The organism is Nostoc sp. DedQUE09 (assembly GCF_034530915.1).
Lineage (GTDB): Bacteria > Cyanobacteriota > Cyanobacteriia > Cyanobacteriales > Nostocaceae > Nostoc.
In genome coordinates, this window is sequence record NZ_JAVRCE010000064.1 from 1 (window position 1) to 25,490 (window position 25,490).

Annotated in this window: 25 protein-coding genes; 8 read left to right on the top strand and 17 right to left on the bottom strand. The window is 42.9% G+C overall.

The window, feature by feature from the left end:
• Positions 1-108 precede the first annotated feature (108 nt).
• The 9 genes from RMY27_RS28560 to RMY27_RS28600 form a co-directional block, all read right to left on the bottom strand.
• Positions 109-402 (bottom strand): 2Fe-2S iron-sulfur cluster binding domain-containing protein, encoded by a 294-nt coding sequence (locus tag RMY27_RS28560; protein WP_322668218.1) that lies wholly within the window; start codon positions 400-402, stop codon positions 109-111.
• 18 nt (positions 403-420) lie between these two features.
• The gene (locus RMY27_RS28565) at positions 421-1,626 is read right to left on the bottom strand and encodes a P-aminobenzoate N-oxygenase AurF (protein WP_322668219.1); all 1,206 of its coding nucleotides are present in this window, start codon (positions 1,624-1,626) and stop codon (positions 421-423) included.
• Between the two features lie 39 nt (positions 1,627-1,665).
• Positions 1,666-2,571, bottom strand: a complete 906-nt coding sequence (locus tag RMY27_RS28570; protein ID WP_322668220.1) for a ferritin-like domain-containing protein — start codon at positions 2,569-2,571, stop codon at positions 1,666-1,668.
• Between the two features lie 22 nt (positions 2,572-2,593).
• Positions 2,594-3,613 carry an aromatic ring-hydroxylating dioxygenase subunit alpha gene (locus RMY27_RS28575; protein ID WP_322668221.1) on the bottom strand — a complete coding sequence of 340 codons (1,020 nt, stop codon included), beginning with the start codon at positions 3,611-3,613 and terminating at the stop codon, positions 2,594-2,596.
• Positions 3,614-3,618: 5 nt separating this feature from the next.
• Positions 3,619-4,359: a hypothetical protein gene (locus tag RMY27_RS28580; RefSeq protein WP_322668222.1), complete on the bottom strand. Its 741-nt coding sequence runs from the start codon at positions 4,357-4,359 to the stop codon at positions 3,619-3,621.
• Between the two features lie 260 nt (positions 4,360-4,619).
• Positions 4,620-5,624 carry an aromatic ring-hydroxylating dioxygenase subunit alpha gene (locus tag RMY27_RS28585; RefSeq protein ID WP_322668223.1) on the bottom strand — a complete coding sequence of 335 codons (1,005 nt, stop codon included), beginning with the start codon at positions 5,622-5,624 and terminating at the stop codon, positions 4,620-4,622.
• Positions 5,608-6,030, bottom strand: a complete 423-nt coding sequence (locus RMY27_RS28590) for an Mpo1-like protein (protein ID WP_322668224.1) — start codon at positions 6,028-6,030, stop codon at positions 5,608-5,610. The genes RMY27_RS28585 and RMY27_RS28590 overlap by 17 nt, the downstream gene beginning before the upstream one ends.
• 35 nt (positions 6,031-6,065) lie before the next feature.
• Positions 6,066-6,230: a hypothetical protein gene (locus RMY27_RS28595; RefSeq protein ID WP_322668225.1), complete on the bottom strand. Its 165-nt coding sequence runs from the start codon at positions 6,228-6,230 to the stop codon at positions 6,066-6,068.
• Between the two features lie 235 nt (positions 6,231-6,465).
• Positions 6,466-6,954 carry a hypothetical protein gene (locus RMY27_RS28600; protein ID WP_322668226.1) on the bottom strand — a complete coding sequence of 163 codons (489 nt, stop codon included), beginning with the start codon at positions 6,952-6,954 and terminating at the stop codon, positions 6,466-6,468.
• 193 nt (positions 6,955-7,147) lie between these two features.
• Between RMY27_RS28600 and RMY27_RS28605 the strand changes: the two genes are divergently transcribed.
• Together RMY27_RS28605 and RMY27_RS28610 are read left to right on the top strand one after the other, a co-directional pair.
• Complete coding sequence (locus RMY27_RS28605; protein ID WP_322668227.1) at positions 7,148-7,591, top strand: GNAT family N-acetyltransferase; 444 nt, start codon at positions 7,148-7,150, stop codon at positions 7,589-7,591.
• Between the two features lie 54 nt (positions 7,592-7,645).
• Entirely contained in the window at positions 7,646-7,960 is a 315-nt protein-coding gene (locus RMY27_RS28610; protein ID WP_322668228.1) for a helix-turn-helix transcriptional regulator, read from the top strand.
• A 180-nt stretch (positions 7,961-8,140) separates the two neighbouring features.
• Here the strand turns inward: RMY27_RS28610 and RMY27_RS28615 are convergent, their stop codons facing one another.
• From RMY27_RS28615 to RMY27_RS28650, 8 genes are all read right to left on the bottom strand, one after another.
• Entirely contained in the window at positions 8,141-9,847 is a 1,707-nt protein-coding gene (locus tag RMY27_RS28615; protein ID WP_322668229.1) for a D-aminoacylase, read from the bottom strand.
• A gap of 24 nt (positions 9,848-9,871) precedes the next feature.
• The gene (locus RMY27_RS28620; RefSeq protein ID WP_322668230.1) at positions 9,872-10,546 is read right to left on the bottom strand and encodes a hypothetical protein; all 675 of its coding nucleotides are present in this window, start codon (positions 10,544-10,546) and stop codon (positions 9,872-9,874) included.
• A complete protein-coding gene (locus tag RMY27_RS28625) occupies positions 10,524-11,816 on the bottom strand; it encodes an AAA family ATPase (RefSeq protein ID WP_322668231.1) in 1,293 nt (430 codons plus the stop codon). The genes RMY27_RS28620 and RMY27_RS28625 overlap by 23 nt, the downstream gene beginning before the upstream one ends.
• A gap of 89 nt (positions 11,817-11,905) precedes the next feature.
• Positions 11,906-13,189 carry a glycosyltransferase gene (locus RMY27_RS28630; RefSeq protein ID WP_322668232.1) on the bottom strand — a complete coding sequence of 428 codons (1,284 nt, stop codon included), beginning with the start codon at positions 13,187-13,189 and terminating at the stop codon, positions 11,906-11,908.
• A gap of 8 nt (positions 13,190-13,197) precedes the next feature.
• A complete protein-coding gene (locus tag RMY27_RS28635) occupies positions 13,198-13,836 on the bottom strand; it encodes a YybH family protein (protein ID WP_322668233.1) in 639 nt (212 codons plus the stop codon).
• A 100-nt stretch (positions 13,837-13,936) separates the two neighbouring features.
• Entirely contained in the window at positions 13,937-14,119 is a 183-nt protein-coding gene (locus tag RMY27_RS28640) for a hypothetical protein (RefSeq protein ID WP_322668234.1), read from the bottom strand.
• 190 nt (positions 14,120-14,309) lie between these two features.
• Entirely contained in the window at positions 14,310-15,389 is a 1,080-nt protein-coding gene (gene metX / locus RMY27_RS28645) for a homoserine O-acetyltransferase MetX (protein ID WP_322668235.1), read from the bottom strand.
• Between the two features lie 415 nt (positions 15,390-15,804).
• Positions 15,805-17,109 carry an O-acetylhomoserine aminocarboxypropyltransferase/cysteine synthase gene (locus tag RMY27_RS28650; RefSeq protein ID WP_322668236.1) on the bottom strand — a complete coding sequence of 435 codons (1,305 nt, stop codon included), beginning with the start codon at positions 17,107-17,109 and terminating at the stop codon, positions 15,805-15,807.
• 205 nt (positions 17,110-17,314) lie between these two features.
• On the opposite strand from RMY27_RS28650, the gene RMY27_RS28655 reads away from it, so the two are divergent.
• The 6 genes from RMY27_RS28655 to RMY27_RS28680 all read left to right on the top strand — a co-directional run bounded on the left by RMY27_RS28655 (position 17,315) and on the right by RMY27_RS28680 (position 25,416).
• A complete protein-coding gene (locus RMY27_RS28655; RefSeq protein ID WP_322668237.1) occupies positions 17,315-17,716 on the top strand; it encodes a hypothetical protein in 402 nt (133 codons plus the stop codon).
• 18 nt (positions 17,717-17,734) lie between these two features.
• Positions 17,735-18,607, top strand: coding sequence for a GNAT family N-acetyltransferase (locus RMY27_RS28660; protein ID WP_322668238.1), 873 nt, complete (start codon positions 17,735-17,737; stop codon positions 18,605-18,607).
• A gap of 274 nt (positions 18,608-18,881) precedes the next feature.
• On the top strand, positions 18,882-19,361 hold the full coding sequence (locus RMY27_RS28665) for a GNAT family N-acetyltransferase (protein WP_322668239.1): 480 nt from the start codon (positions 18,882-18,884) through the stop codon (positions 19,359-19,361).
• A 583-nt stretch (positions 19,362-19,944) separates the two neighbouring features.
• Positions 19,945-20,823 carry a phosphotransferase gene (locus RMY27_RS28670; RefSeq protein ID WP_322668240.1) on the top strand — a complete coding sequence of 293 codons (879 nt, stop codon included), beginning with the start codon at positions 19,945-19,947 and terminating at the stop codon, positions 20,821-20,823.
• A gap of 40 nt (positions 20,824-20,863) precedes the next feature.
• Positions 20,864-22,201, top strand: coding sequence for an efflux RND transporter periplasmic adaptor subunit (locus RMY27_RS28675; RefSeq protein ID WP_322668241.1), 1,338 nt, complete (start codon positions 20,864-20,866; stop codon positions 22,199-22,201).
• Positions 22,198-25,416 carry an efflux RND transporter permease subunit gene (locus RMY27_RS28680; protein WP_322668242.1) on the top strand — a complete coding sequence of 1,073 codons (3,219 nt, stop codon included), beginning with the start codon at positions 22,198-22,200 and terminating at the stop codon, positions 25,414-25,416. The genes RMY27_RS28675 and RMY27_RS28680 overlap by 4 nt, the downstream gene beginning before the upstream one ends.
• The last annotated feature ends 74 nt before the right edge of the window (positions 25,417-25,490 follow it).

Genomic DNA, 25,490 nt, shown 5'->3' on the forward strand with positions numbered 1-25,490 from the left:
AAAATTGGTTTACAAATTGCTGCTACTGTACCTCATAAGCTCCGAATATGCTGTAGTATAAACTTCAGTGCCATTAAGCCTGATTCTGAATTTGAATTTTAACTAAATTTATCCTTTCAGTCTCCGAATTTCAATATTAACTGTAACATCATGAACCTGACAAGCTAACCGCGCATGAGGGTTATTAGCTGCTAATGTCTCCAGCATTTCCTGTTCCTCAGGTAGAGGAGGAGGAATATCACCAATAACCTCAACCAAACAAGTGCCACAAATACCAGTCCGACAACCAAACAAAACTGGTGAATTCTGAATTGTGAGATGTTCAGACAAACTTTGATGACATTGCAAAGTTATAGTAACAAAATCACTTTCCGGAAAATATATCTTACATAAGTCAGCCATAATACGCAAGCAGTTTACTTAAACAACACTCTTCCATTCCTGTCTGCACTTCTGCGTCTCTGCGTGAGCTAAAAATAAATCCTCTTGGTGTTCAAAACTTTTAAAAGCATTTTTTTGAGTTGCCAAATATCGAGAAATTGAATTAGTAGCCATCAGCGACATATCCCGATTACGTTGCCAAAGATAATCAAGCTTTTCAATATACACCTGATAAGATTTCATCGCCTCCTGATGAGTTGAAAAACTGCGCTGCAATCCTTCCGACTCCTCCGTAAAACAACACCGCATCATTTCTTTAGCATCTTTGTCACTCATCTCAAAAATAGGCGATCGCAACACCCGATAAATCTTACTGTAGAGCGCCGGATCGTACCAGAAAATCCCGTTAATTGCAGCCGAAAAATGGAAATGATCGCGCTGACAGCCCAGCAATCCTAAATTAGCAACCAGTCGTTCAAAAGCAGTCGGTGGCTTAAGGCAAGTGACAACATCGTGAGATATAATTGTCGAACTATTGAAGTGAAAACTTTCATCCATGAAGTGATAATAGGAGACTTTAGCAGGAATTGGAGCAGCTTCAGGATGAGGATGTTTTTGATAATAATTGCTGAGTTTGTGCTGTACTAACTTGCCGTTTAGTGTCCGCACTCCCCGGACTGTAAAATATTGACAAGCCAAAAAAGTGTTATTCGCAGAAATCAGCCCAAAGTATTGAAGTTGAATTTTTTTCCACCAAGTTTTTAGGGCATTGGTGTCGGCATAAACCATCGTTTCTGTAAAGGGGCCGCGCATGGGATAGGTAAAGAGAAGTTCCCCAAATAACGCTTGTTCAACCTGTTTGGCAATTGTGCGGAAAGCGTTAATGTGCGATCGCTCTTGGGCGGATTCCAAATCTAAGGTATCGCAGATTAAGCGAAAATCTTCTTGAGCGTAAAGTCCGGCTGCACTAGTTTGATTGAAAAAGATAGTTGCAATTTCGGCAGAAACAATTTGTGAGTAGTAAGCTACCCAGTAAAGTTGGTTCAAAATTATACGCTGATGTTCGCTGGACTGTTCCCATAAAGGTGTGCCATATAGCAGAGAAAATTCCTCTGGATTCCAATACTCGTTTTGACAATCTTCGTAACGAAAATTGGTGACAGCTTCATCCATTAAAGCAGTATGATCTTGCTGTTTGTTGCGAGTGTGGTTAATTTGTAATTTGCGATGAATAGTTTTTTCCATATCCGTTTTTATTTCACGCAGAGATAAGATTGATATTTATTACACGCATTGATGGGCGGGGAGTGGTTCAAAGGCTCCGCGTTCTTCTAAATTTTGTAGGATAGACTGGGCTGATGTTCCCCCCATAAGTGATCGCAATATTTGTAATCGCGTTCCGCTATGAGTTTGTGTATCTAGTTCTTCTAAAATTTGGATTTTTTGCGATCGCGTCAGATGTCCTTTCACTTGTTCGATTGCTACAAGTAAACTTTGCGGCCCCACCTGTACCATAAACAAAAACTGTGCCAATACATCAAGAATTGTTGTTTGACTGAATGCTGAAACAGTAATTTGATTAAACAAGGTGGTTCCTGTAGCGTGATGACGGGATTCAGATTGTAAAAAACTGGAAAAAAGTTCTGCTAAAACTGGATAGCGGCATTCCTTTGCTAAACGCCGATAATGGCTTAAACCCCATCCTTCTAAAACGACTTGCAGCACAAACAACAAAACTGTTTTATCTGCACTTTCAACCACTTCTGATAGTAAGCGCAAAAACGGATCGTTCGTGCTATTTACTTCCATTTCTGGTAAAAAATGGCTAATTTGGTGAAGGTGGGTAGCTTCATCAGCCGTAAACAGTCCATAAAGCATTCGTTCTTCAACTGTTTCTGCTAACAGTACCATTTTTGCCATATAGCCAACGCCCGCTTTCTCAATGAAATATGATTCTTCTAACAGGGCGCGGTTGGTATGTTCCAGAATAGTAGATTGTTCATTAATATTAGATTGTTGAAAAATTTTGACTTTATGTAAATTGAAAAATTCAGCATCCCAATAATTTAATTGTGGGTAATTAACATAATTACTCTGATTGGGTAACGCTGCTGTTAATATCCGTCGCAAACGATTATCCGAATCTGTGTGTGGTAGATCAAAACCGACAATGTTAGATTTTAAATCCATTTTTTTCCTGTTCAATTGGGGTTTAAATATTTGGATAATTAACAGTTTCCCAAGTTCCCCAGCTTAAGGCTTTTTGATGATTAACGTGCTGAATAAATTCCAGAATAGATTGATCTGCTTTAGTGGGAGTCTTTAAATCAAACTGAATTGTTTGAAATACCTGTGTATCCCCTTTAGCGAAGTAATTACCAACCCGCTGAGTTAACCATAACAAACCACGATTTAAAACCCATCCCCAAAATCCTGGGCGCTTGGGAGTGACAAGAATTGTTTGCCCTTCAGTTTTACCACCTTCGATCATTCGCAGTGTAAATATAATGTAGAAGTGCAGAAAATCCGGGCCTAGCGTCACAGTGCCAGTACTGCCATACCAATAACACATACTATAAGTAACCTCGTTGCGGTAGAAAGGACGAATCAGGCGGATTAACCAGGAATCATCCCCTCCTCGTGTAGTGTTGCTGAAGGTAATAGCGTTGGGGTTGAGGTTTTGAGAATCAAATACAATCTCTAAAGGTAAATTGTGTACTGTATTGAAATGGTGAGCATCAATCGCATTAATTAGTAAGACATTGGGATGGCAATTTTTGACAAATCGACTCCCCAATATATAATCACAATCTGCCTGTTCTAATTCTGGTACAAAAGGCAGCGAACTTGGCTTTTTTTCTCCCACCCAAACCCAAATTATGCCGTATTTTTCCGCCGTATGCCAGGTTTTAATACACACAGGTAGCGGTTTTCCAAGAGAAGGAACATCTACACAAATTCCGCGACTGTCATACTTCCAATTATGAAAAAAGCAGCGAATTCCATCACCTTCTACCTTCCCTTCTGCTAAATGTGCGCCCATGTGTGGACAATAAGCATCTATAGCTACTACCTGACGACTAACTCCCCGATAAATTGCCAGATTTCTACCTAGCAAAGTTATAGCTTTTACCTGGCCAAGCTTTAATTTTTTTGATGCTAATGTCCAGTACCATCCTTCTATAAATTGTGTTGGGTTATTAAAGTTTAAGTATGGGTTGGTAGATGGCATAAAAGTTAAACAAGAACACAATCTTGCACAAATTTTAAAGATGATTCTGACTTCCACATCCGTTGTCCAGAACGGGTGAGATTGTCATAATTAATTTCAGTTAAACAAACTAATTCATCCCCTAACCGATAGCCAGGATTTTTTTCCTCAAAAAACTGGATATGGGGATTAGTTTGTCGTCCTGATGGAATTTCAATCAGCCCTTCCCGTAAAATTTGGGGATGCGGAAACCGGACAATACCACTTGCTTGTTGATATAAGCTGCCATAATATTCCTGTGCCAAATTACCCATTAGATGCTGAACATCAGCAGGTGTTGTAACATCATAACGTGGGTAGAAATATTGCCAAAAAGTAGGGAGAAAACGATAAGTGCGAAAACCAGAGCAAATTAGCAGCCAGTAAAGTTTATTTTCTGCATAATTTTGACGAAGAAAATTGATGGCGGCAATCCAACTACGTGGTAGTGTTGTACTCGACCAAGCACTAGGATCAACAATAGTATCGCCTGAATACACCACACTAATTTTTTCTCCTAAAAAAGTCTTTTGGCATAACATCAAAGTTGAAAATCCTTTGAGTGTATTGGATGTTTCATCTCTCAACAACAAAACCCAGTTTTTGCGCTCTAGATCGATTTGAAACCCATCCCAGGTTATGCCTTGAAAGTGATTTTGCAGCAACGCATACATGGCGGTGCGATCGCTATGTTGCAAATTTTCAACAGGAATCAGCAAACTCTTCATTGCGCGGAAATTACCTAAACTCGATTTGTATTATATTTAATTAAAACTTTATCGACCATTATGGTAAATTTACGGTGTAATGTGACAGATTCCAGAATGGTTATTTACGCTACAATTCCGTATTCACATCTTGCACCTTCTCAATAAGGGTTGATGGAAATTGCCTACTCTACAAAATAATTAAGATGTATTTAGATTGAGAAACAAAACGCAACATTACCAAAGCTTTTGTTGGGTTATGCGATCGCTAATCCAACCTACTATTCTACACCCCTATTTTTTGACCATCGAGACGGTTTTAGCTGATTTACATACTCCATATATTCAGCTAATGGACGATCGATACTAAGCAGTAATTTTGGATTAAAGCGAATATTGTCGTAAATTTTGCCATCTTCATCCCTGAGCATATAGTAAGCCAAGCGAGTACAGAATAGCAAAAACTGACTAAGCAGATATCCCACAATACCTTGACGCTTTTCAGTTACATAAATCGGTTGAATTCTCGTTCTTCCAGGCGCAATTGGAGTATAAGCATATATCATAAACAGTGGCGGAAAAAGCCTAACATCTTTCATCATTGTTAACAAGCCAATGCAACCATGAGCATAACGCATTGAATATTGATATGTAGAACCAAGAAATCTTTGACCTAACTTTTCTCTCCAAGTAGTTTGAGGGAATTGTCCCTGCATTGTAAAGTCAATTTGCGTCCCTAATTCACTGCGATGTAGCGACAAATCCATTTTGATGTCTAAATGATGAATTGTTTTTAAATGTTGAGCATCAATCCCATTCATCATACAAATATGGTGATGGCAACTTCTTTCAAATGCAATATCAGCTTGTGCAACAATTTCTTTTCCCTTCAATTCATCAAAATCAACTACTCCCTCTGGCGCTTTAGCATCTGGATAAATCCAGATAAATCCATATTTTTCCTCTGTTGCATAAGCTTGTAATTTAGCTTGAGTAGGAATTTCTAATTGACAAGGAATATTTTGACAAAGCCCTGTTTCATCAAATGCCCAATGATGAAATGCACAACGAATCCAATTACCATCAACCTTGCCAATTCCTAAATCTGTCCCCAAATGAGGGCAGTAAGCATCCAAAGCCCGTACTTGCCCATCTTCACCTCTAAAAATGGCAATTTTTTGACCGCATACTTCTACAGATTTTGCTGTTTTTTTAGGGATTTCATGACTAGCACAGGCAATATACCAACCTTTAGCAATTACATCCCAATTATTGAATAATTTCATAATTGTTTGATAGATAATTATTTAATATTTCTTGCCGTTGGCGAATATCATCTCGATATTTACCCGTCAAAATTCTAAATAACAATTTACCTAAACAATAAGAAGCCCGCCAAGAAAATACAGCATCTTGTAAATCAATATGGCTACGCTCAAATAGAAAATGCCCAGTTAATCCAAGCAATTGAGTTAACGGTAAGCCCAAGAGCAACCAAAAGTTTTGCGACTTCCAAGTATAAAAGAGTAAACCGTAAAAAAAGAATATTCCCAGAACGTGTAGAGTAATATTAATTGGATGTTGATGTTTAAGAATAAAAATATCCCAATAGTCTGTGAAAGGATGATCTATAATTTGATTATTAATTCGATTTCTCCCCTTTTGTTTAAAATTAAAATTGATATTAATCATAAGAGAGTAGATGAAAAATCAATATAATTTCTACCTTAATAGTCATTGTCAGTCACACAAATTCCTTTACATTTAATACCGTTCGTAGCAGTACGCTGACAATGAGAACATAAAATTTTTTCATTTTCTGTTTCTTGATTTATCTTTATACTAATGCTTGCCTGTAGCTTGTCTTTTTCAGTCTGAAGTTTTTCACTCATAAGTAATGTAGGGATTTTTTGCTGTTTAAATTTTACAAGTTATTTAGGAGTGATTATTGGTTAGACACTATCTAATATAGCAAAGTCATACCTGTCCTGAATAAAGCGATCGCTCCACCTGCTGTAGGTATTACTCTCATAAAAATGGTGCGTTATATTTTCGTTAACGTAGGTAGCGTATGGGAAAAGCGATGCCTACAGCCGGTTGCACCAACGCACTGGCAACTACTCTAGCCTACAACCCTGATAAGTGGGCAAGAACTTTTTCCTGCCAGAAATTAATCCGGTTTTCTCGTGTTGCTGGTTTACCTATTAGTTTACTCGAAGCACCATTTGTCACAGGACTAGGATGAGGAAACTCAAGAGGTTTGACTTCTAATTTTATATTTTTAATGGCATCACTTGCTTTGTTTCCCCAGCTAACGATCGCAAGCGGCTCAAAAATTTCTAACTCTGCCTTCAGAACTTGAATGAAGCGAGTACAATCTTTCTTGTTCAGAGGAATACCGCAATCGCAACTAGCCTCACTTACCCATACTTTGAAAATATCTGTGAGATACACTCGGCATCCTGCATCTAGTAAGACTTTGAGCAAATCAAAATATAGCCTTGTATTACGCAAATCCTCACGACAATTCTTCAAGTGTAGAGCGTATGGTGTTGCAATACCAATTTCTTCTACTCTTTTCTCACTTTTTTTTAAAGGATCTTGTCCAACGATCACAACTGTTTTCTTATTTGAAATATTATTGTTTTTTTCCAGGAGACTGTAGTTTGCCCATAACCTTAAGTAAATACTCAGTAAACCAAAAAGTTTTTCCAAGTAGCGATTGTTCCCATTCAGATGTAGTACACACGAGTCGCGTAAACGAGAACCGCTATATGTGTAAACTGTATTGAAGTGATGAGGACACTCAATGGAAGTTTTCTTGGCTAATATTAATCATCTTGAAAGTGTTTCAGTATTATTTGATCGGTATCGTATTTTTTACAATCAGGCATCAAACCTTGAAGCTGCCAAGGAGTTTCTCAAAGAACGTTTCAAGAATAATGAATCGGTAGTTTTTGTAGCTAATGACAATGGGGAATTAGTTGGATTTACTCAGCTTTATCCCAGCTTTTCTTCAGTGTCTATGAAACGATTATGGATATTGAACGATTTATATGTGGAAGAGTCGTATCGTCGGAGGGGAATTGCAAAATTATTGATGAGTGTTGCGGAAGAATATGCAAAAGAGAGTGGAGCAGTTCGAGTAATTTTAGCTACTCAAATTTCTAATATAACCGCGCAAAAATTATATGAAGCGCGAGATTACATTAAGAATGAAGAGTTTTACCATTATACTTTGCGGTTGCAGTAATGCCACATTTATGAACTATGCCAAGTATAGGAATTCGCTGTCAGGAGTAATGTGATGGATCAAGCTAAGAGAGAACGTTTGGAATCTAAAAGCTGGCAAATTGGTACAGTTTCAGATTTTTTGGAGTTAACGCCCGAAGAAACTATGTTTGTTGAAATTAAGCTAGCTCTCAGCCAAAACTTGAAAGACCGCCGACAAAAACTTATGACTCAAAGTGAACTCGCTGCTAAAATTAGTTCTAGCCAACCTCGGATTGCTAAAGCTGAAAATGGCGATGCTTCAGTATCAATTGAATTGTTGATCCGGGCAATGTTAGCAACAGGTGCAACCCCTCAAGATATTGGACAGGTGATTGCTGATGTGGGGTAAAAGCAATTTAATGTTAAACTCTCAGGGACTTCTAAATAAAAAAATGTCTCAAAACTGACCCAATAACCCTCTCTATTTCTCCTCTCTCTGTGTTCTCTGTGCCTCTGTGGTTCGTTTATTTGGATAATTTATTTCTTGGAAATCTCTCAAACTTCTCTTTGCGCCTCTGTGTGAGATAATTCAAACAGGAAACAAAACAGTTCCCAACTTTTCACGCCCCAAACGATCGCTCACTTTCCCCCGACAAACAACCCGAACCCCATTAATATAAACAGCTTGCACAATCTCATCCGAACCACGCTTAACCATCCGAAGTTCACCATCTAAAACGGGATCTGATATCTGCACTTGCGGGCTAATTGGCTGATTTAAAGCATTGGGATCGAGTAAAACTATATCTGCTTTCGCACCAAGTTTGATAACTCCCGTATCAAGACGAAACCAACCAGCAGGTTCTCCGGTAACGCGGCAAATCGCAGCTTCCGGTGAAAGGAATTTCGTTGCAACTGCTTGCTTGAGCAAAGACAAAGCTCCATCATAGTAGCCCAGGTTACGAACGTGAGCGCCAGCATCGGTAAAACCAGGCAAAATATGCGGATGCTGCATCATCGCTAAACGGGGTTTTAGGCGATCGTTCGCTCCTGTCGCCACCCAGCGTAAATCTGTATCGTATTTTTGTAATGCGTGGATAAATAAATCCACTGGTTCTTGTTGGTTTTGACGAGCAATTTGGGCAAAACTTAACCCTTGCCAACTTGCTTCGGGACAGTGAATAACTTCCATCAAATCTAACTGACGATGGAATGATTTACGCCGTTTACTCAGCCATTCTTGGCGAAACTGACGACGAAACATTTCCGATGCCCATAGTTGTTGTCTTTCTTCTCGTGACTGACAGCCATTGAGTTGTGCGCCTGTGGAAAATTCTTCAAATAAGGGAGTCACAGATCCATCAGAGTAAATGGTGAAAGGTTCAGTTAGGGTTTGAAAGCGCACATTACCATTTAGAAGCCGATTCCAAATAAAAAGTAGGGGGGAAAATATTCGCCATAGTTTGCGATCGTGTACGGCATCTAAGGCTGAGAGGACAGTTAGCCGCAGTGGTTTTTGTCCAATTCCTGAACCCATACGCAGAATCTCTACAAAGGAAGCAAATCGTTGTAAATTGGGTGTGACTTGAAAAACACGTTGGCTATGCCGACACAAGTCTGCTAACATTGCATATTCTTTAAATTTGGCGTGTTGAGAGGGAATTGTGCAGCCTTGCCATTCTCCACTCATCCGATGCCAAGGAAACATATCAATAGAAATGCCAATAAAGCCAGCATCTATTGCATCTCTGGCTATGCGCTGCATAAGTTTTAGTTCAAATTTTGTCGGCTGAACGGTTAAACTGCGTTCTAATCCCATCACATAAGCGCGTAAAGTACTGTGCCCAAACATTGGGGCAACATTGGGGCCAAGGGGTAACTGTTGCAAATGCTGTAAATATTCTGCTGGTGTCTGCCAGGAAACTGACTTTTGTAGCCATTTTGCAATCAACCGATGGGAAAGTGTCTCTACTCTCTGAAAAATATCAGCCAAGATTTGGGGTTGGGCGATCGCAACAGACAAGCTACAGTTACCAATAACCACGCTGGTAACACCATGACGCACTGATTCGCTCAATCCTGGTGCAATTTCTAATTCTAAATCGTAATGAGTATGAATATCTATAAATCCCGGTGTCACCCATAACCCCGAAGCATCAACCAATTCACGCGCTGGGGTAGTTAAGGAGGGTGCAAGGGTGACAATGCGGCCGTTTTCAATGCCAATATCTCCCCGAACAGGTGGAGAACCTAAGCCATCGAAAATTAACCCATTTTGAATCAGCAAATCTAACATGATTGTTTGTTGCGCTTGTTTGCTCTACTCTCCACTTAAACGTCGAAGCTGATCTCGAAAATAGCAGAAACTTGGTGATTGATTATTGTCAATGTCCATAAGGGGAGATATCTTTTCAGCCCAAGTTGCTTTCTCTTTACCAATTGCCTGATAAGCAAGGTTAGACAACTTTTGGCGACCACCGGAATATACTGCGTCGGCTAACTTCTCCCATGTGCCACAAATCTCATCGTTGGTGTATGAATTTAGAACTGCTTGTTTTGCACTCGGATAAGCTGCCTTCACTGCTGCTAAATCACCTAAGTACCATGCTTCTCCTTCCTCAATAGCGACGCAAAATTGTGTTTTTGGCTTAGGATTACAAGAATTTACGAGTTCAAGTAGTTCTTTGCGAAAAGCACTCAGGCATCGGTCATCAAGATCGCAAATGATTATGAGGACAGCAGGGAAATAAGATAATGTTTTACCGTAGCCTTGAATAAGTCGTGGTAACTGGTCGAGCAGAATTCGTTTTTTGGGATCAGAAGTAGATGTTAGATTTTTAGGAATATGCCCTATTCCTTTGTAATGATGGATATTAAATGTGTGTTGTTCGGTCTTAATAATTTTCGGGACAAGAATCTCAAGAGCAATTTTACCGGAAATATCCTCAACGAGTATCTCAAAGTGCATATACTCAACTTGCATCCAAATAGTCACTGTACCAAAGTCCGCCAAGAGGTAAACCTTCAGAAACAAGGTTATTGATCAGAGGATCTTCACTAGCTCGCTTAATTTTTGCAAATCCATCCTCGCCCTTTTCTAAGACCCAAACCTCATCAGGTTCAAGGGCATCTACAAAATATGGCTGATGTGTTGTTACAAATATTTGCGATCCACCTTTCTGACCTGTTGCGTGTTCTCGAAATTCTCGCGCTAGGGTTTCTAAAAGTTTATGGTAAAGTCCATTTTCTGGTTCTTCAATACACAAAAATGGTGGTGGTGAGGGATCTTCTAACAAGAGGAGATAAGCGAATACCTTAAGTGTTCCATCTGACATATTTTGGGCATAAAATGGATCTTGAAAACCCTTGTCGTTGAAACGCAGTAGTAGTCTTCCGTCTGGACTTCTTTCGGTGCTAATCTTGTTGATACCTGGAATTTTGCTAGATATCTTTTCAAGTATGGATTGAAACTTTTTAGGATGTTCTCTCTCCATAAACTGAACTACATTACCCAGATTATCGCCATGAATATTCAAATGCTTTTGTGGCCCAGCCAGAGGCAAGCTTCGTGCAGCATCTGGAGTAAAATAGCTTAAATACCATCCTTCAATAAATCTACGAAATACAGAAATTCTTGGGTGTTGTTTGAGTGAACCTAAAGTTGCAATTCCCAGTTTTCGCTTATCGTCAAGTTCAACTACCTCAGTTTCCTTACTTTCCTCTTCCCCTTCACCTCTCTGTATTTTTTCTATTAATTTTGACAAATCAAAATCACCTTTTTCTTCCTCAACTTGTTTGCCTTCTTGTTCACCTTTCCATGCAATTCCTCTACCTTCATTGAGTATTAGAAAAGAAAAAGGTTGTCCCTTGCTTTGTCCTTTTCTTCGTTGTCTGAGTCTCTCCCTTTTTACATAAGGTCTTCCAGAGGAGTCAATATCTATTGCCAACTCATAGGTAATTGGTCTGGCATTATGATCCTCTTTATAATAGATATCAAACTCAATACTTCCCTCTTGTCCTTGGGAACGAATTCTCTCAAAGCCCCCACGGCCACGAGAATCACACGCTTCTTCTACTCCATTTTTCAAGCAGTCTGCAAGAAAGCCAAAGGTATCGAAAATCGTGCTTTTTCCCACACCATTCTTACCAATTACGGCTGTCATTGACGTTAATGGCTTGGCATTCTGTGTGTTCCATAACTTTCCCAAGGTAATATCGCGAAGAACTCTGTAATTTCTTACCCTAAAGCCTTCTACTTTAGACATTTAAGCCCCTTTGCTCAACTAAAAGTAATCCCACAAGTTGCTCCAATTATCTGACAATTCGATAAATTTAACACTATATTTCATTTTATTTATGCCATTCCACCACGGTGATCAGTTTTCACCCAGTGCGATCGCTCCTTTTGCACACACATCTTTAAAGTCGTCACAATCATCACAGGAATCCAATGCACCATATATAATGATGCTTGCACTGTTGCCCAAAGCAAAGGCCATCCTCGTAAATTTTGAAATTGGTAAAGTCCAGCAATAAAGGCAATTGTCAGAATGGTGCTGAGTAGTGTCTGAAGTGGGAACAGAACAGGATGATGGCTATAAAATATTGTCCAAACTAAATCAGGGATTAGTCCAATTGGTAGAATAAATTGCAAGATAAAAAACAATAGTAAATCAATTTCTTTCGCCCAACCTAAAGTAAGAATTTGCGGAAAATAATCTAGATAACGCTGATAGCCACCTTCCGCCCAACGGCAGCGTTGATGCCAAAGTTTTTCCCAAGTAGTTACACCTTCTTCCTGAATTGATGGAACTGTAACAAACTCAATTTCTGCACCTGCTAAATAGAGTTTGAAGCAAAGATCCAAATCATCGGTGACAGTGTTCTCATTCCAACCTTGACATTTTTCTAATAATTCCCGACGAATTAACATCCCATTACCCCGGAGTTCAGACATTCCACCGATAGCAATGCGATGGGTTTGTAAAAAGCTATCACAGCACATTTCCATCTGCTGACAACGGGTTAAGAAATTGGTATTAGCATTAGAAATTGCTTTTCGCACTTGCACTGCACCGATCGCTTGCTTCTGAAACAGAGGTACTGTTTGCTGGAGAAAATTAGCAGGTAACTGAGCATCTGCATCACAGACTAGGATAATCTCCCCTTGAGTAAAGGGAAACACCGCATTTAATGCCCCTGATTTACCACCTTTTGATTCCCGTCGATGAACTTGTAAAGATGGAAATTGAATTTGTAATTCTCTCAATATCTGGGGAGTTTCATCGGTACTACCATCATCAACAATCCAGATATCTAGGGAATCGCTAGGATAATTCAATTGGCATAGGCTGTAAACTAGATTAGCCAAGACTGAACTTTCATTTTTAGCCGGAACTAAAATCGAGACTGGCAGTGAATTAATCTCACTCTCCATCACCGCCGCCACTGGTTTTGATAGCAGCATCCTTAACGTTTGCACAGTCAGGATTGCCGTTAATACCAGCATCAACCATTGTGTTTCTGGTAGCCAGTGCAGCAAACTCACGCTACCCCAAACTAATAAAACTACTATGGTTGCTTTGAGACGGCGATGAAAGCTAATATTTTTACTGGGCTGATAAGTACTTCTTCCCACTTTATTTGCTATATCCTTTCGGTTCGTGGCTTAGTCTTGCGACGTAATAGTAACATCGTCACTGCTCCTAAAAGGAAACCGCCGACTCCTGCTGCAATTGCTAGAATTCGTCCCGCTTGTTGGGCAGCATTCAACACTGGGTTATTCAACAGATTGGAGGAGAAATGCAGCGATTGAATCGTCCATTTATCTTGGAGCTTTTGCAGCACGGCTGTCCATCGTAACGCCATATCAGCCGCTTTGCCATCTTTGAAAGAAAAAGATGCGATCGCTTCTCCAGAGGCAATATCTATTTCTGGAGTGAGAAATGTTCTGAGAGTATCTCCCTTTAATTGCATTTTGATATCTTTGATGGAACTGGAAAACTGCTGATTCCAGTACTTTTCAAACTCAGGAACTTTGTGAAAAATCTGGTTATCAACTGTTGTGATTGTGAAATTTGGGTGCAAGTAAGGTTGTATTTTGGCAAAATCACGAGTATTTAGGGCTTGCAGCGCAATATCCCGTGTGCGAATAATTGCATTTATCTCCTGTGGATTGACATCTGCCAGAGCGTATTGGGGTAGATTCCAAATTACCAACACTAACAAAACACTCCAAAGTAGCTGAGTGCATTTGTATATGCTTGCCCATCTCTGTTTCATCATCTAAAAAACCTGTAGATTGGGTGATACTTACCGATAATTGTTTTAATCTTAATACCCACATTTTGCCACTTCTGTTGACTAGGGCTGATTAAAAGAATTTTTACAAAGATGTTTCGACTTCGCTACGGGACGCTACGCGTTGCTTGCTTCCACGTTCGCGCAGCGTGCCGTAGGCAAGTGGTACGACTACGCTACCTCGGCTTTGCTCGGCACAATTCAGAGCAAGTCGCTCAACAACCAAGCTGGAAGGTTTCCACAGATACCCACCGCAAATCTGATACACTATCTTTTAGTTAGCGCTGTCGCAAAATCTCAACTCTCGCGACTGTCGCCACTCTATAAATTTTTTCTATCATATACACAAGCTTTAATTTAATAGGGTGCGTTATGCAATTTATTCCTAACTCACCGAAAATCTCTGACGGTGCGTTACGCTAACGCGATAACACACCCTACAAAATGAGATTATTGAGTTAGGAGGCTGAGAAATCTAAAGTTTGCCGAAAAGAGATCAGCAGTTCATTCAATGCAGCCATGTCAATTAAAAATGCATCATGTCCATGGGTTGAATTCAGCCATGCCAGTTGAGCATTAGGGATTAAATTTGCCAATTCTTGTTGTTCTACTGGAGGATAGAGGATATCAGAATCAATGGCGACAACTAAAGTTGGTTGCTGGATACTTTGCAGAATAGATTCATAATCTGATAAATGTGAACTGGTGCGATCGCGTGCAACATCGTGGCGATCCATTGCCTGGGTGAGGATAATGTAACTGTTGGCATCAAATCGTTCTGTTAGTTTTTGACCTTGATGCTGTAAGTAACTGGCTATAGCAAACTGTTCAGATGCATCATACTGCCGTCCAAAGCGGCTTGTAAAACTATCCCAAGAACGGTAAGTAGACATCGCCATCATCCGCGCTACTGCTAGTCCTTGGTTCGGCGGCGCATCCAGGGTGTAGTTCCCTCCTTGCCAGTTTAGATCGGCATAAATTGCCTGTCTTTGGGCTTCACTTAATCCAATACACCAAGCTGAATGTCTGCCAGAAACTGCGATGGGTGCAATTCCTTCTACCTTTTCTGGATATAATAATGCCCACTCCAGTGCTTGCATTCCACCGAGTGAGCCACCAATTACTAACCGCAGAGATTGAACACCCAGGTATTCTAGTAGTACAGCTTGCAGGTGAATCATATCTCGGATTGTAATCTTAGGAAAGCATACGCCATAAGGTTTTTCTGTTATGGGGTTGATAGTAGTTGGCCCAGTTGTGCCGTAACAACTTCCCAAAATGTTGCTGCATACAATAAAGTCGCGTTCTGGATTGAAGGCTTTCCCTGAACCAAATAAAGGTTCCCACCAATCATCAGCATCAGCGGAACCAGTTAAGGCATGACAAATTAGTACCCCATTATCGCCTTGAGCATTTAACTGTCCCCAGGTGCGATAGGCCACCTGAACCCCAATTAATGTTTCGCCCCCTTCTAGTTGAAATGGTACTGTAAGCTGGTAAAACTGGGTTAGCGGCGAGATGAAGTTTGAGTAGATCATAACTAGAGCAGAGGAGCAGGGGAGCAGAGGAGCAGAGGAGCAGGGGAGCAGGGGAGCAGGGGAGCAGAGGAGCAGGGGAGCAGGGGAGCAGGGGAGTTGTAAGCTAATCGTCATTCATTTTTCTAGAAAGATTCATTTGTAGTAAGGGCTTCATATCATGCCCGCCAAATTACCCATAATAAAAGAACCTCACCCCGCCAAAGCTGTGCTTCCCTCCTTGCTGTTCGGGAGGGGTTAAGGGTGGGGTGATTCGGGTTTAATAAGTAATCAACCAGACATAATATCAGCCCTGCTTTTATGCAACTTAGTAAGTTTTATCCCCTTTGCCCCTCGGTCACTGAGCGTAGCCGTTGGCGCAGCCTCTCGTAGAGAAGTGCTGCCCCTCTGCCTCTTGTGCCCAATGCCCAATTGAAAACTAAATCCTAACTTGCTGGAATGCCTGCTGGAAATCTTCTTTGATGTCGTCGATATGTTCAATCCCCACTGATACTCGTACCAAATCGGGTGTCACACCTGCTGAAAGCTGTTCCTCATTGCTTAATTGTTGATGTGTTGTAGAAGCAGGATGAATAACGAGGGTTTTCGCATCACCAACATTTGCTAAATGACTCGCTAATTTCACATGATTAATAAAAGCTCTACCCGCCTCTAGTCCACCTTTGATGCCAAAGTTTAAAACTCCCCCAAATCCATGCCGAAGATATTTCTTCGCTCGCTCATGATATGGGTGATTGGGAAGTCCGGGATAATTAACCCAAGATACTTGCTCTTGCTGCTCTAACCACCGAGCCAATTCTAGGGCATTGCTCACATGACGCTCTACACGTAGAGAGAGAGTTTCTAATCCTTGCAGTAACAGAAAGGCGTTAAATGGACTCAAGCACGGGCCAAAATCTCGTAACCCTTCAACTCTCGCGCGAATAATAAAGGCAATGTTACCAAAGGAACCATTAGGGCCAAATACTTCTTGGAAATTCAGCCCATGATAGCCGGGTGCTGGCTCAGTAAATAGAGGAAATTTGCCATTACCCCAGTCAAATTTACCCGAATCGATGATTACGCCACCAATGGAAGTGCCATGTCCGCCAATCCATTTAGTTGCAGATTCTACTACAATGTCTGCACCATGCTCAATGGGCCGAGCTAGATACCCACCAGCACCAAAGGTATTATCCACAATTAAAGGAATGCCGTTTTCGTGGGCAATGTGAGCTAAAGCGGCAAAGTCGGGAATGTTGAATTGAGGATTGCCAATGGTTTCAACGTATAACGCTTTCGTGCGATCGTCGATCGCCTGACGGAAACTTTCTGGGTCATCTCCCTCAACAAACTTGACTTTAATACCTAAACGCGGTAGAGAAACTTTAAACTGGTTATATGTTCCTCCATACAGAAAATTAGTGGAAACAATATTATCCCCAGCCTGAGCGATGGTACTGATCGCCAAAAATTGCGCCGCTTGCCCACTAGCGGTTGCTAATGCTGCTATACCTCCTTCTAAGGCAGCAATCCGCTTTTCAAATACATCCGTTGTCGGGTTCATGATGCGGGTGTAAATGTTACCAAATTCCTGGAGAGCAAATAACCGCGCTCCGTGATCGGCGTCGTTAAAAACGTAGGAAGTCGTTTGGTAAATCGGTACAGCACGAGCATTAGTTCCAGGAGCCGGCTCTTGTCCAGCATGAACTTGCAGGGTTTCAAAACGATATTGTTCTGACATAAGCAGTTATTTGAGTTTCCAATTATACAAACAACTAATAATAATTGAGCCTGGTTTTGGATAAATCAACGGTAAATCTTACGAATTACCGTATTTTAACTGGTTGCGTCCAGGATTTCTCATCTTTTGCACAATAAATTGGGAAATAGACAATGGGAATTAACACCTCTTAATTTATATTTAGAAAAAAAGCGTGTGAGTCGTCATGCAAATAGACCAACCTTTTAGAATTAATGCTGCCCAACCAGACAAACTAAAACAATTTCTTCCCAAACCTTTAATTATTTCCAGCCCAGTTACAGGTTGGAATGGTTTTTATTTTGCCTATCATCGCCAGTCAAACTATCAACTTCCTGAGACATCGCCTTTTCAGCATATCGTTACTATTTATACTAAAGAGTTTGAGGCAAAATTAAAAATTAACGGACACTGGCAAAGTAAATCCTATGCAGCAACGGATGTGGGCATTTTTCCTGCTCATCAGATTTCTCCAGCAGTACAATTTGAACAGGAATTAGGGTTTATTCACTTTGGTTTTGAACCAGCGATGATTACTCGTGTTGCCTACGAGTCAGGAAATACTGATGCAGTTGAAATTGTACAATAACTGCAAACTCACGATCCATTGATTCAACAAATTGGACTGACGCTCAAACAAGAAATAGAAGCTAGTGGATTTGATAGTTCCCTGTATATGGAATCAGCAGCAAATCTGCTGGCGGTGCATTTGTTGAAACGTTACTCAACGCAGAAATTTATTATTCGAGAATACACAGGTGGATTACCAAAACATAAATTAAAAGAAGCGATCGCTTATATCAACGATAACTTAGACAAAAATTTGTCACTTGCAGAAATTGCTGCGATCGCACAGATAAGTCCGCATTATTTTGCTAGTTTGTTTAAGCAATCAATGGGAATAGCGGTAACTACAACACCCAAGAACCATATTATGTTTCCAGATTATAAAATCCGATTTGCCCGCATTGAGGATTTAGTCAAGCTAGCTGAGATAGAACAAGCCGCAGCTACGTTATTTTGTGACACGTCTTACGCTTTTCTGGTTAACGCTCAACCCCTCTCAATGGACTTTGTTACTCAACAATTTCAAGCAGAACGGGTATGGGTTGCGGTCAACGATCGCGATATAGTTGTGGGGTATGCGATCGCCCAAGAGGTGGATGGAAATGCTTATCTACAGCAAATTGATGTCCATCCAGCTTATGGACGCAGAGGTATTGGACGCGAACTGGTTGAGCGCGTTTGTGTTTGGGCAAAAAAACAGAACTATCACAGGATATTACTATCGACCTTTCTCGACATTGAGTGGAATGCCCCATTCTATACAAAACTTGGTTTCCAGATTTTGCCTGAAGTTGAACTAAGCTTTGGTTTTCAGCAGATCAGGTGCAAGGAAGCTGAGGCAGGATTACCCATCGATCAACGTGTCATTATGTATCGTAATTTAGGGCAGGCGATGTCTTTGACAAGCCGCTAAGAGCGTCTACGCTTAACTTGTGCAATTTGGCAATGTTTGGAATGGCAGTAAGAAAACGTGAAACCTCGTCTAGGCAGGGTGTTGGGGGTAGGGGGTAGTGTTGAATGGCACTAATACTGATGCCATCGCTAATCTGCTGTCTCTGTTGGCATTCGGACTTTAAGTAATTCAGTGGCTTCAGATGGTCAATTCTGACGGTGTACTTCCCATATCAAAACAACACAAAATTTGCTAGTAGTATTTGTGTAACATAATATAACCACATAATACCTCTATGCGAATTGAACCATACGAAGATAACCAACTTGATACCATCAAAAGTCTTTCACTTCGGGCATGGAGTCCGGTCTTTGATTCAATTCAAAAAGCGATGGATATTGAGGTGTACCATTCATTCTACCCTGATGGTTGGCGTGTAAGCCAGCTTAATGCTGTCGAGTCCGTCTGTATTACAAAAGACATGAAGGTATGGGTTGCCATTGACTCTGATTCAACTGTGGGCTTTGTAGCTGTGAAACTCCATTCAGAGAGTAGTATGGGAGAAATCTATATGATTGCCGTTGATCCAGATTATCAACGTCAAGGCATTGGAGCCGCTCTCATAGAGTTCGCTCTTAATTGGATGAAAGCTGCTGGGATGTCCGTTGCTATGGTCGAGACTGGAGGCGATCCTGGCCATGCACCAGCACGTTGTACCTATGAAAAGCTGGGTTTCGGATTGTTACCAATTGCCAGGTACTTCAAGAAGTTGTAAAAGACATTGAGACAGGATATGGTCAGTGGAAATAAATCTTCAAGGATAAACAAGTTTTGCTTCACCTGATTGGGTGAAGCAGATAGAGGAGGCAATTGCTACCCTAATAAGGCTATGGCAAGACTCTATTAAACAGAGGAAATACGATGTTCTACATTAAGTATCAACTTCTAACTCGACCATAGAACTGGAGCAAAAATCCCTGGTTCGATCTCATGGAATGCAATGAGAGGAATAAACCACAAAACTAGAGAAAACTGTTCTTTAGAGAGAGACTCAATGGGTGGATTGCCTGCTAAACTACATTTGTATTATTTTGTAGCATAGCATCTGGTCGCGGCGTTAGCGAGTCTACGAGCGTCGGAGTCCCGCATCATACATAAAATTTGGTGGAGGACTCCGACGCTCCGGTACTGGATACCAGGAATTGTTTTTTAAAATTTGGTGGTGGGTAAAAGCCCCCACCATAACATGATCGATTTTACACCCAGTCCCCAATCCCTAATCCCCAATCTCCAGTCCCTTTTACAAAATATACTTTCCCTGCTATAAGTCACACGCTACAAAGCAAAAAGTCTTCGTCATGTCATCTGAAAATTCAAACCGCACTGCACTCACAGCACGGGCAGTCGCAGCAGCCGTATCGGTTGTTTCTGCCCACGGCGTAAAGGTAGACGCTCCCCATGTACTGAATAATGCTTACTCAGTGCGGGTTTATTTACACCCTGCACCGATTGTTGCCCGTGTCAGTACTGTCACCGCTTTACTCCGTTCGCCAATCGAGTCCTGGCTGGCGCGTGAAATTTCTGTGGCTGAGTTTCTTGTCTCATGCGGCTCTCCAGTCATTGCACCTAGCGATCGCTTACCCGCAATCCCGCACCAGCACGACGGGTTGTTTATGACCTTCTGGCGCTATGTCCAACCTGTCTCTGATCGCCTGCCAGATCCTCAAATCATTGGCCGAATGCTGGCTGAATTACACGCCCTTCTGCACGATTATCCTGGCGATCTACCTCTATTAGCACCGCCCCAGAACGATATTCCCCGTGGGCTGGAGCGGTTGAAACAGGCGGGTGATATTTTGACTACAAGTGATTTAACATTGCTGCAAGAAACTTATGATCGCTTATTGCCTCAGTTAGCAACCGATCAACTACAGCCATTGCATGGTGATGCCAATGCTTTAAATTTAATCCCCACAGCAGAAGGATGGCTTTGGAACGACTTTGAGGACACTTGCAGGGGGCACATCGCCTGGGACTTGATCAACCTAGATGACGAAGGGAGGTCAGCTTATGCCAACGCGCCTGACTCTAGCGTACTGGAGCCATACATCAAGATGCGACAACTCCACGCGATTGTCTGGGTTTATGCGTTACTACCAGAATTTCCTGATTGGGCTGAATATGCCAAAGTGATGCTGAATAACCTACGCGATCACAAGCACTATCTCAACGAATAGAATCCATACCAGGCATCTAATTAGAGATGCTTCGTTCACTATGAAAACTTCTGAATCTCAGGGTTCATCACCAAAACCTTCAGTTGCACCTCGCCGCCTAAACCGAGTGCAACTTGGGCTGCTAGCACTCCTGTTACTAGTGGGTAGCGGTGTGGTTATTTGGCGGACAATCACTCCTGCCAGTGAACCTGCATCTTCTAAAATGGCTCAAGCACTGCCCCCAACGACCGTAGAAACCGTTGCCCTGAAACGAGGCGAAGGCGTTAGACGCATCCAGTTATTAGGGCAAGTTGAGGCAAGTAAAAGCGCCACACTCCGTACCCAAACAGCCGGCACGGTCGAACGGGTTTTGGTGGAGGTGGGCGATCGCGTCACACCAGGAATGACGATTGCCACGTTAGACAATGCAGATCAGCAGCTAGCATTGGCAGAAGCACGAGCAAGGCTGACGCAGGAGCGCAGCGAACTAGCGCGTCTTTTAGTAGGCACCCGACCAGAAATCATTAACCAGCGTCGAGCCGAACTCCGCTCTGTCCAAGCACGAGAACGAGAGGCACAGCAGAACCTCAAACGTTATCAAGAGTTAGTGGCAGCAGGGGCAATCAGTGAGAAGGCGCTATTAGAGGAAAGGGCTGCGGTGGATGCAACCCAAGCAGAACGGTTGAAAGTAGAAGCCACACTGGCAGAAGCCACCGCCGGCCCTACCCGCGAAGAAATTGCGGCTCAACAAGCCAGCGTCGCCGCCGCCGCATCTTTGGTCAATCAGGCACAACTTGCCTTGGCACGGACACAGGTCAAGGCTGCGATGATGGGAATTGTGCGATCGCGGGAGGTCAGCACTGGCGATTTGGTCGATATTCGCGATCCGGTGTTAACCCTGGTGAATAGCAACGAGTTGGATGTCTTTCTAGAATTGCCAGAGCAACTCAGCGGCAGCATCACCCCCGGTTTGCCTGTAGAATTGGCTGCCCGTGCTATTCCTAACTGGCGCAGACGTGCCACAATTAGCGGCGTGGTTCCGGCTGCCAACGCCGCATCACGGCGGCAAATGGTACGAGTGCGATTGCAAAATCCCCCCCAGAATTTGTTGCCCAAAATGGCGATCGCGGCAGAGCTACAGTTGCAGGTTGAGCCGAATAGCTTTGTTGTCCCCCGCGATGCTTTGGTTCGGCGCGATGAAGATTGGCTGGTTTACACCGTTGCCAATGGCAAAGCAGCCCAAGTGCAGGTGAAACTAGTCGTTGATATGGGCGAAACAGTGGCAATTTCTAGCAGTCAATTACAAGTCGGGCAACCCGTTGTGGTGCGGGGTGGTGAAGCGCTGATGCATGGAGCGCCAGTGCAGGTTGCGGAACAAAACACGAGGCAAGAATCATGAACTTCATTGAAACCTCTGTCCGTTGGCGACATGGCACCTTTGTTTTATTCTGTTTGTTGACGATGTTTGGGTTGATTGCCCTGTTCAGGTTGCCTTTGGAACTGCAACCAGGAGGCGATCGCCCAGAAATTACAATTACCACTCCCTACATCGGTGCAGCCCCAGCAGAAGTAGAAGATTTGATCACTCGCCCAATTGAAGATGTATTGGAGGAAATCGAGGGCGTTCAAGAAATAACCAGCCAAAGTCTATCAGGGATTAGCACTATCACGATCAAGTTTGAGTGGGGAACAGATGTCGATGCCCGCCTAGTCAATTTGCTGAACAAATTACAGCAGCTAGAAGAACTACCAGAGGAAGCGGGCGAGTCTGATGTGCAGGTTGCTAGCGGCAACAATAACCCGATGATGTGGATCGTGCTGAAGCCAAAACCAGGCTATCAGACTGACTCTAACCGCTACCGCGACCTGATTGATGAAGTGATTGAACCCGCACTCAGGCGAGTGGAAGGAACGAGTCGCTTCTTTATTGTCGGTGGACAGGAACGGGAAGTTGAGATATTAGTCGATCCGAAAGCCTTATCTGATCGCAATCTTACCCTCACCGATGTCACCGACACCCTAAGAACCAACAATCGTGATATTCGGGGCGGGCCCTTGGTGCTAGGAAAACGCGAATATCAGGTGCGGACGGTCAACCGAGCGCAAGAATTAAATCAACTCAAAACCTTTGTCCTGCGGCGCAACGACGCAGGAACAGTATATCTGGGGGATGTCGCTGAGGTGGAAATGGGGCGCAAGTTCCAAGACAGCGCCTTTCTGTTCAACGATGCTCCCTCTGCCGGAATTGGCATCATCCGTCGGGTAGGCGCGAATGTGCCGCAAGTCTCTAAGGGAGTCCGCGCCGCATTAACGAATTTGGCAACGCAACTCGATCGCCAGGGGGAAGGAGTTGAGTTTGAGATTCTTTACGATGAAAGCACGTACATTGACCAGTCGGTGTCTAACGTCCGGGGTGATTTAATTACAGGTGGAGTGTTGGCGATCGCAGTATTGCTGCTGTTTTTGGGTTCACTCCGCACCGTTGTTGTTGTTGCCATTAGCATTCCGATTGCGATGATCGTGGTGTTCATCGTCAGTGCAGTGTTGGGGCGATCGCTCAACATCATCAGTTTAGCAGCATTGGGATTTGCGGCGGGGATGGTGGTCGATAACGCGATCGTCGTCATTGAAAACATCTTTACCCACATGCAGCAGGGTAAAAGTCGCCTGCAAGCAGCGATTGATGGGACGCAAGAAGTTGGCGGGGCAATCTTGGCGGCAACATTGGCAAACGTGGCAGTATTTGCGCCCTTGGTGCTGGTGACGGGCGAAGTCGCACAGTTGTTTGTCGATATGGCAATTACAATTACGGCTGCTGCCGTATTATCAATGTTTGCATCATTGACGTTGCTACCAATGTTAGCGAGTCTGTTTCTCAACCCAGCAGAAGCACAGCAAACGTTCCAATTAGGAAACGCCAGCGATTCCCAATTACAAGCTAGCGGCAACTGGCTAGAGCGATCGATCATGCAGATTTCGTTCGGATTTCGACGGCTGCAAAGCAAGTTAGAAAGCTTTTTATTGGCAACGGTTGGTTGGGCACTAGGCCCGCGTCGGCTCAAGCGCAGACTTGCATTGCTGTCTATTCCGATTGTTTTGCTAGCTTCCAGTATTGTCTTGCTGCCCCCAGCCGACTATTTACCTGAAGGCAACCTCAATTTTGTGTTTTGGTTGACCGAGACGTTTCCCGGAACCAGTGTCCCAGAGGCAGTCAAACTATCTGTGCCTGCCAGAGGATTTTTGAAAGAGCAATCTGAAATTGCCAATACATTTTTTATTAACTTTCCACAATTTCGCGGGATTGGCATCAGCCTCAAGCCAGAATCAGCGACGGGTAGCGGGCTAGCCCAGATGGTAGAACGCTTGACTGGTAAAAGCTTTGGTTATCCAGGCTACAAATTCATGTTTCCAATCCGGTTTCCCATCTTCAATGACCCAGGTAAATCCTTTGAAGTGCAGATCATTGGGCCAGACCTGAAACAACTTGGGGAGCTAGAGCAACAGTTGACTCAACAAATCTCTGCCTTGCCGGGAGTTGCGAATGCTCGCTCTAACTCTATTAACGGCGCTCCCCAACTGCAGGTCATTCCGAACCGCGTCCGCCTTGCCGAAGTGGGTTTGTCAGAATCAGAGGTTGGGGCGATGGTCGAAGCGGCGCTGGGAGGACGCTTTGCCTCTGAGTTTGTGGATGGTAAAGAAGAACTGGATGTTACTGTACAGTTGCAAAATATCTTTGTCAAAACACCCGAACAGTTGCGCCAGTTGTCGTTGTACAGTTCTCAAATTCCTCAAGCGCAGCCAGCAGGGAGTAATCAGCAATCAATGACTAGCTTTCAAGGAGGACAAATTCAGCTTGCAGATGTGGCAACTGTTCGCGAAACAACCGGGCCCGGTGTAATTAATCATGTGGATTTAGAACGCTCTACTACTCTAACGGTGAGCTTGACTCCAGATGCACCATTAGGAAAACTTGTCGATCAAACTGAAAATCAAATTCTGGCACCATTACGAACTAAATTGCCATCGACATTTCGCCTGGAACTGGCTGGATCTGCGGATCGCCTTTCAGAAACCGTCGGACAACTCGCCTCTGCTTTTGTATTTTCGGTGATTATCACCTATTTGCTACTGGTTGCCTTGTATCGTTCATTCCTCTATCCACTGGTGATTATGGCAACAGTACCAATGGGATTGACAGGAGCATTGCTAAGTCTGGTTGTTGCCAACTGGATTCCTGGCGTGATTGTGCCTTTGGATATGATTACCGGATTGGGGTTTTTGATTTTGACTGGAGTAGTGGTGAATAACGCCATCTTGATTGTGGAGCGAGTGCTACAGCTTCAGGAGGAGGGGCAAAAGTACGATGAATCGCTCTATAATGCGACACGCGATCGCCTCCGTCCCATTTTTATGTCAGCGGGTACGAGCGTCCTGGGCATGGTTCCTTTGGCAATCTTTCCAGGACAGGGATCTGAACTGTATCAAGGTCTAGGAATTGCCTTAACCGGAGGTTTAGCGTTTTCCACAATCCTGACCCCGACTGTGGTTCCGGCATTGATGGCACTGTTGCATGATTTTTCACGCGATCGCAGTAGCCATACAGCCAGCCATTAGAGCTGATTCGTCAACAAATCTCTGATTCAAGGCATTCAGTTTTTACACATTTCTTTAAAAACAGTATCACACGC

Coding starts and splice junctions, on each gene's coding strand:
- RMY27_RS28560 (WP_322668218.1), bottom strand. CDS start 402: ATGGCTGACTTATGTAAGATATATTTTCCGGAAAGTGATTTTGTTACT.
- RMY27_RS28565 (WP_322668219.1), bottom strand. CDS start 1,626: ATGGAAAAAACTATTCATCGCAAATTACAAATTAACCACACTCGCAAC.
- RMY27_RS28570 (WP_322668220.1), bottom strand. CDS start 2,571: ATGGATTTAAAATCTAACATTGTCGGTTTTGATCTACCACACACAGAT.
- RMY27_RS28575 (WP_322668221.1), bottom strand. CDS start 3,613: ATGCCATCTACCAACCCATACTTAAACTTTAATAACCCAACACAATTT.
- RMY27_RS28580 (WP_322668222.1), bottom strand. CDS start 4,359: ATGAAGAGTTTGCTGATTCCTGTTGAAAATTTGCAACATAGCGATCGC.
- RMY27_RS28585 (WP_322668223.1), bottom strand. CDS start 5,624: ATGAAATTATTCAATAATTGGGATGTAATTGCTAAAGGTTGGTATATT.
- RMY27_RS28590 (WP_322668224.1), bottom strand. CDS start 6,030: ATGATTAATATCAATTTTAATTTTAAACAAAAGGGGAGAAATCGAATT.
- RMY27_RS28595 (WP_322668225.1), bottom strand. CDS start 6,230: ATGAGTGAAAAACTTCAGACTGAAAAAGACAAGCTACAGGCAAGCATT.
- RMY27_RS28605 (WP_322668227.1), top strand. CDS start 7,148: ATGGAAGTTTTCTTGGCTAATATTAATCATCTTGAAAGTGTTTCAGTA.
- RMY27_RS28610 (WP_322668228.1), top strand. CDS start 7,646: ATGGATCAAGCTAAGAGAGAACGTTTGGAATCTAAAAGCTGGCAAATT.
- RMY27_RS28615 (WP_322668229.1), bottom strand. CDS start 9,847: ATGTTAGATTTGCTGATTCAAAATGGGTTAATTTTCGATGGCTTAGGT.
- RMY27_RS28625 (WP_322668231.1), bottom strand. CDS start 11,816: ATGTCTAAAGTAGAAGGCTTTAGGGTAAGAAATTACAGAGTTCTTCGC.
- RMY27_RS28635 (WP_322668233.1), bottom strand. CDS start 13,836: ATGATGAAACAGAGATGGGCAAGCATATACAAATGCACTCAGCTACTT.
- metX (WP_322668235.1), bottom strand. CDS start 15,389: ATGATCTACTCAAACTTCATCTCGCCGCTAACCCAGTTTTACCAGCTT.
- RMY27_RS28650 (WP_322668236.1), bottom strand. CDS start 17,109: ATGTCAGAACAATATCGTTTTGAAACCCTGCAAGTTCATGCTGGACAA.
- RMY27_RS28655 (WP_322668237.1), top strand. CDS start 17,315: ATGCAAATAGACCAACCTTTTAGAATTAATGCTGCCCAACCAGACAAA.
- RMY27_RS28665 (WP_322668239.1), top strand. CDS start 18,882: ATGCGAATTGAACCATACGAAGATAACCAACTTGATACCATCAAAAGT.
- RMY27_RS28670 (WP_322668240.1), top strand. CDS start 19,945: ATGTCATCTGAAAATTCAAACCGCACTGCACTCACAGCACGGGCAGTC.
- RMY27_RS28675 (WP_322668241.1), top strand. CDS start 20,864: ATGAAAACTTCTGAATCTCAGGGTTCATCACCAAAACCTTCAGTTGCA.
- RMY27_RS28680 (WP_322668242.1), top strand. CDS start 22,198: ATGAACTTCATTGAAACCTCTGTCCGTTGGCGACATGGCACCTTTGTT.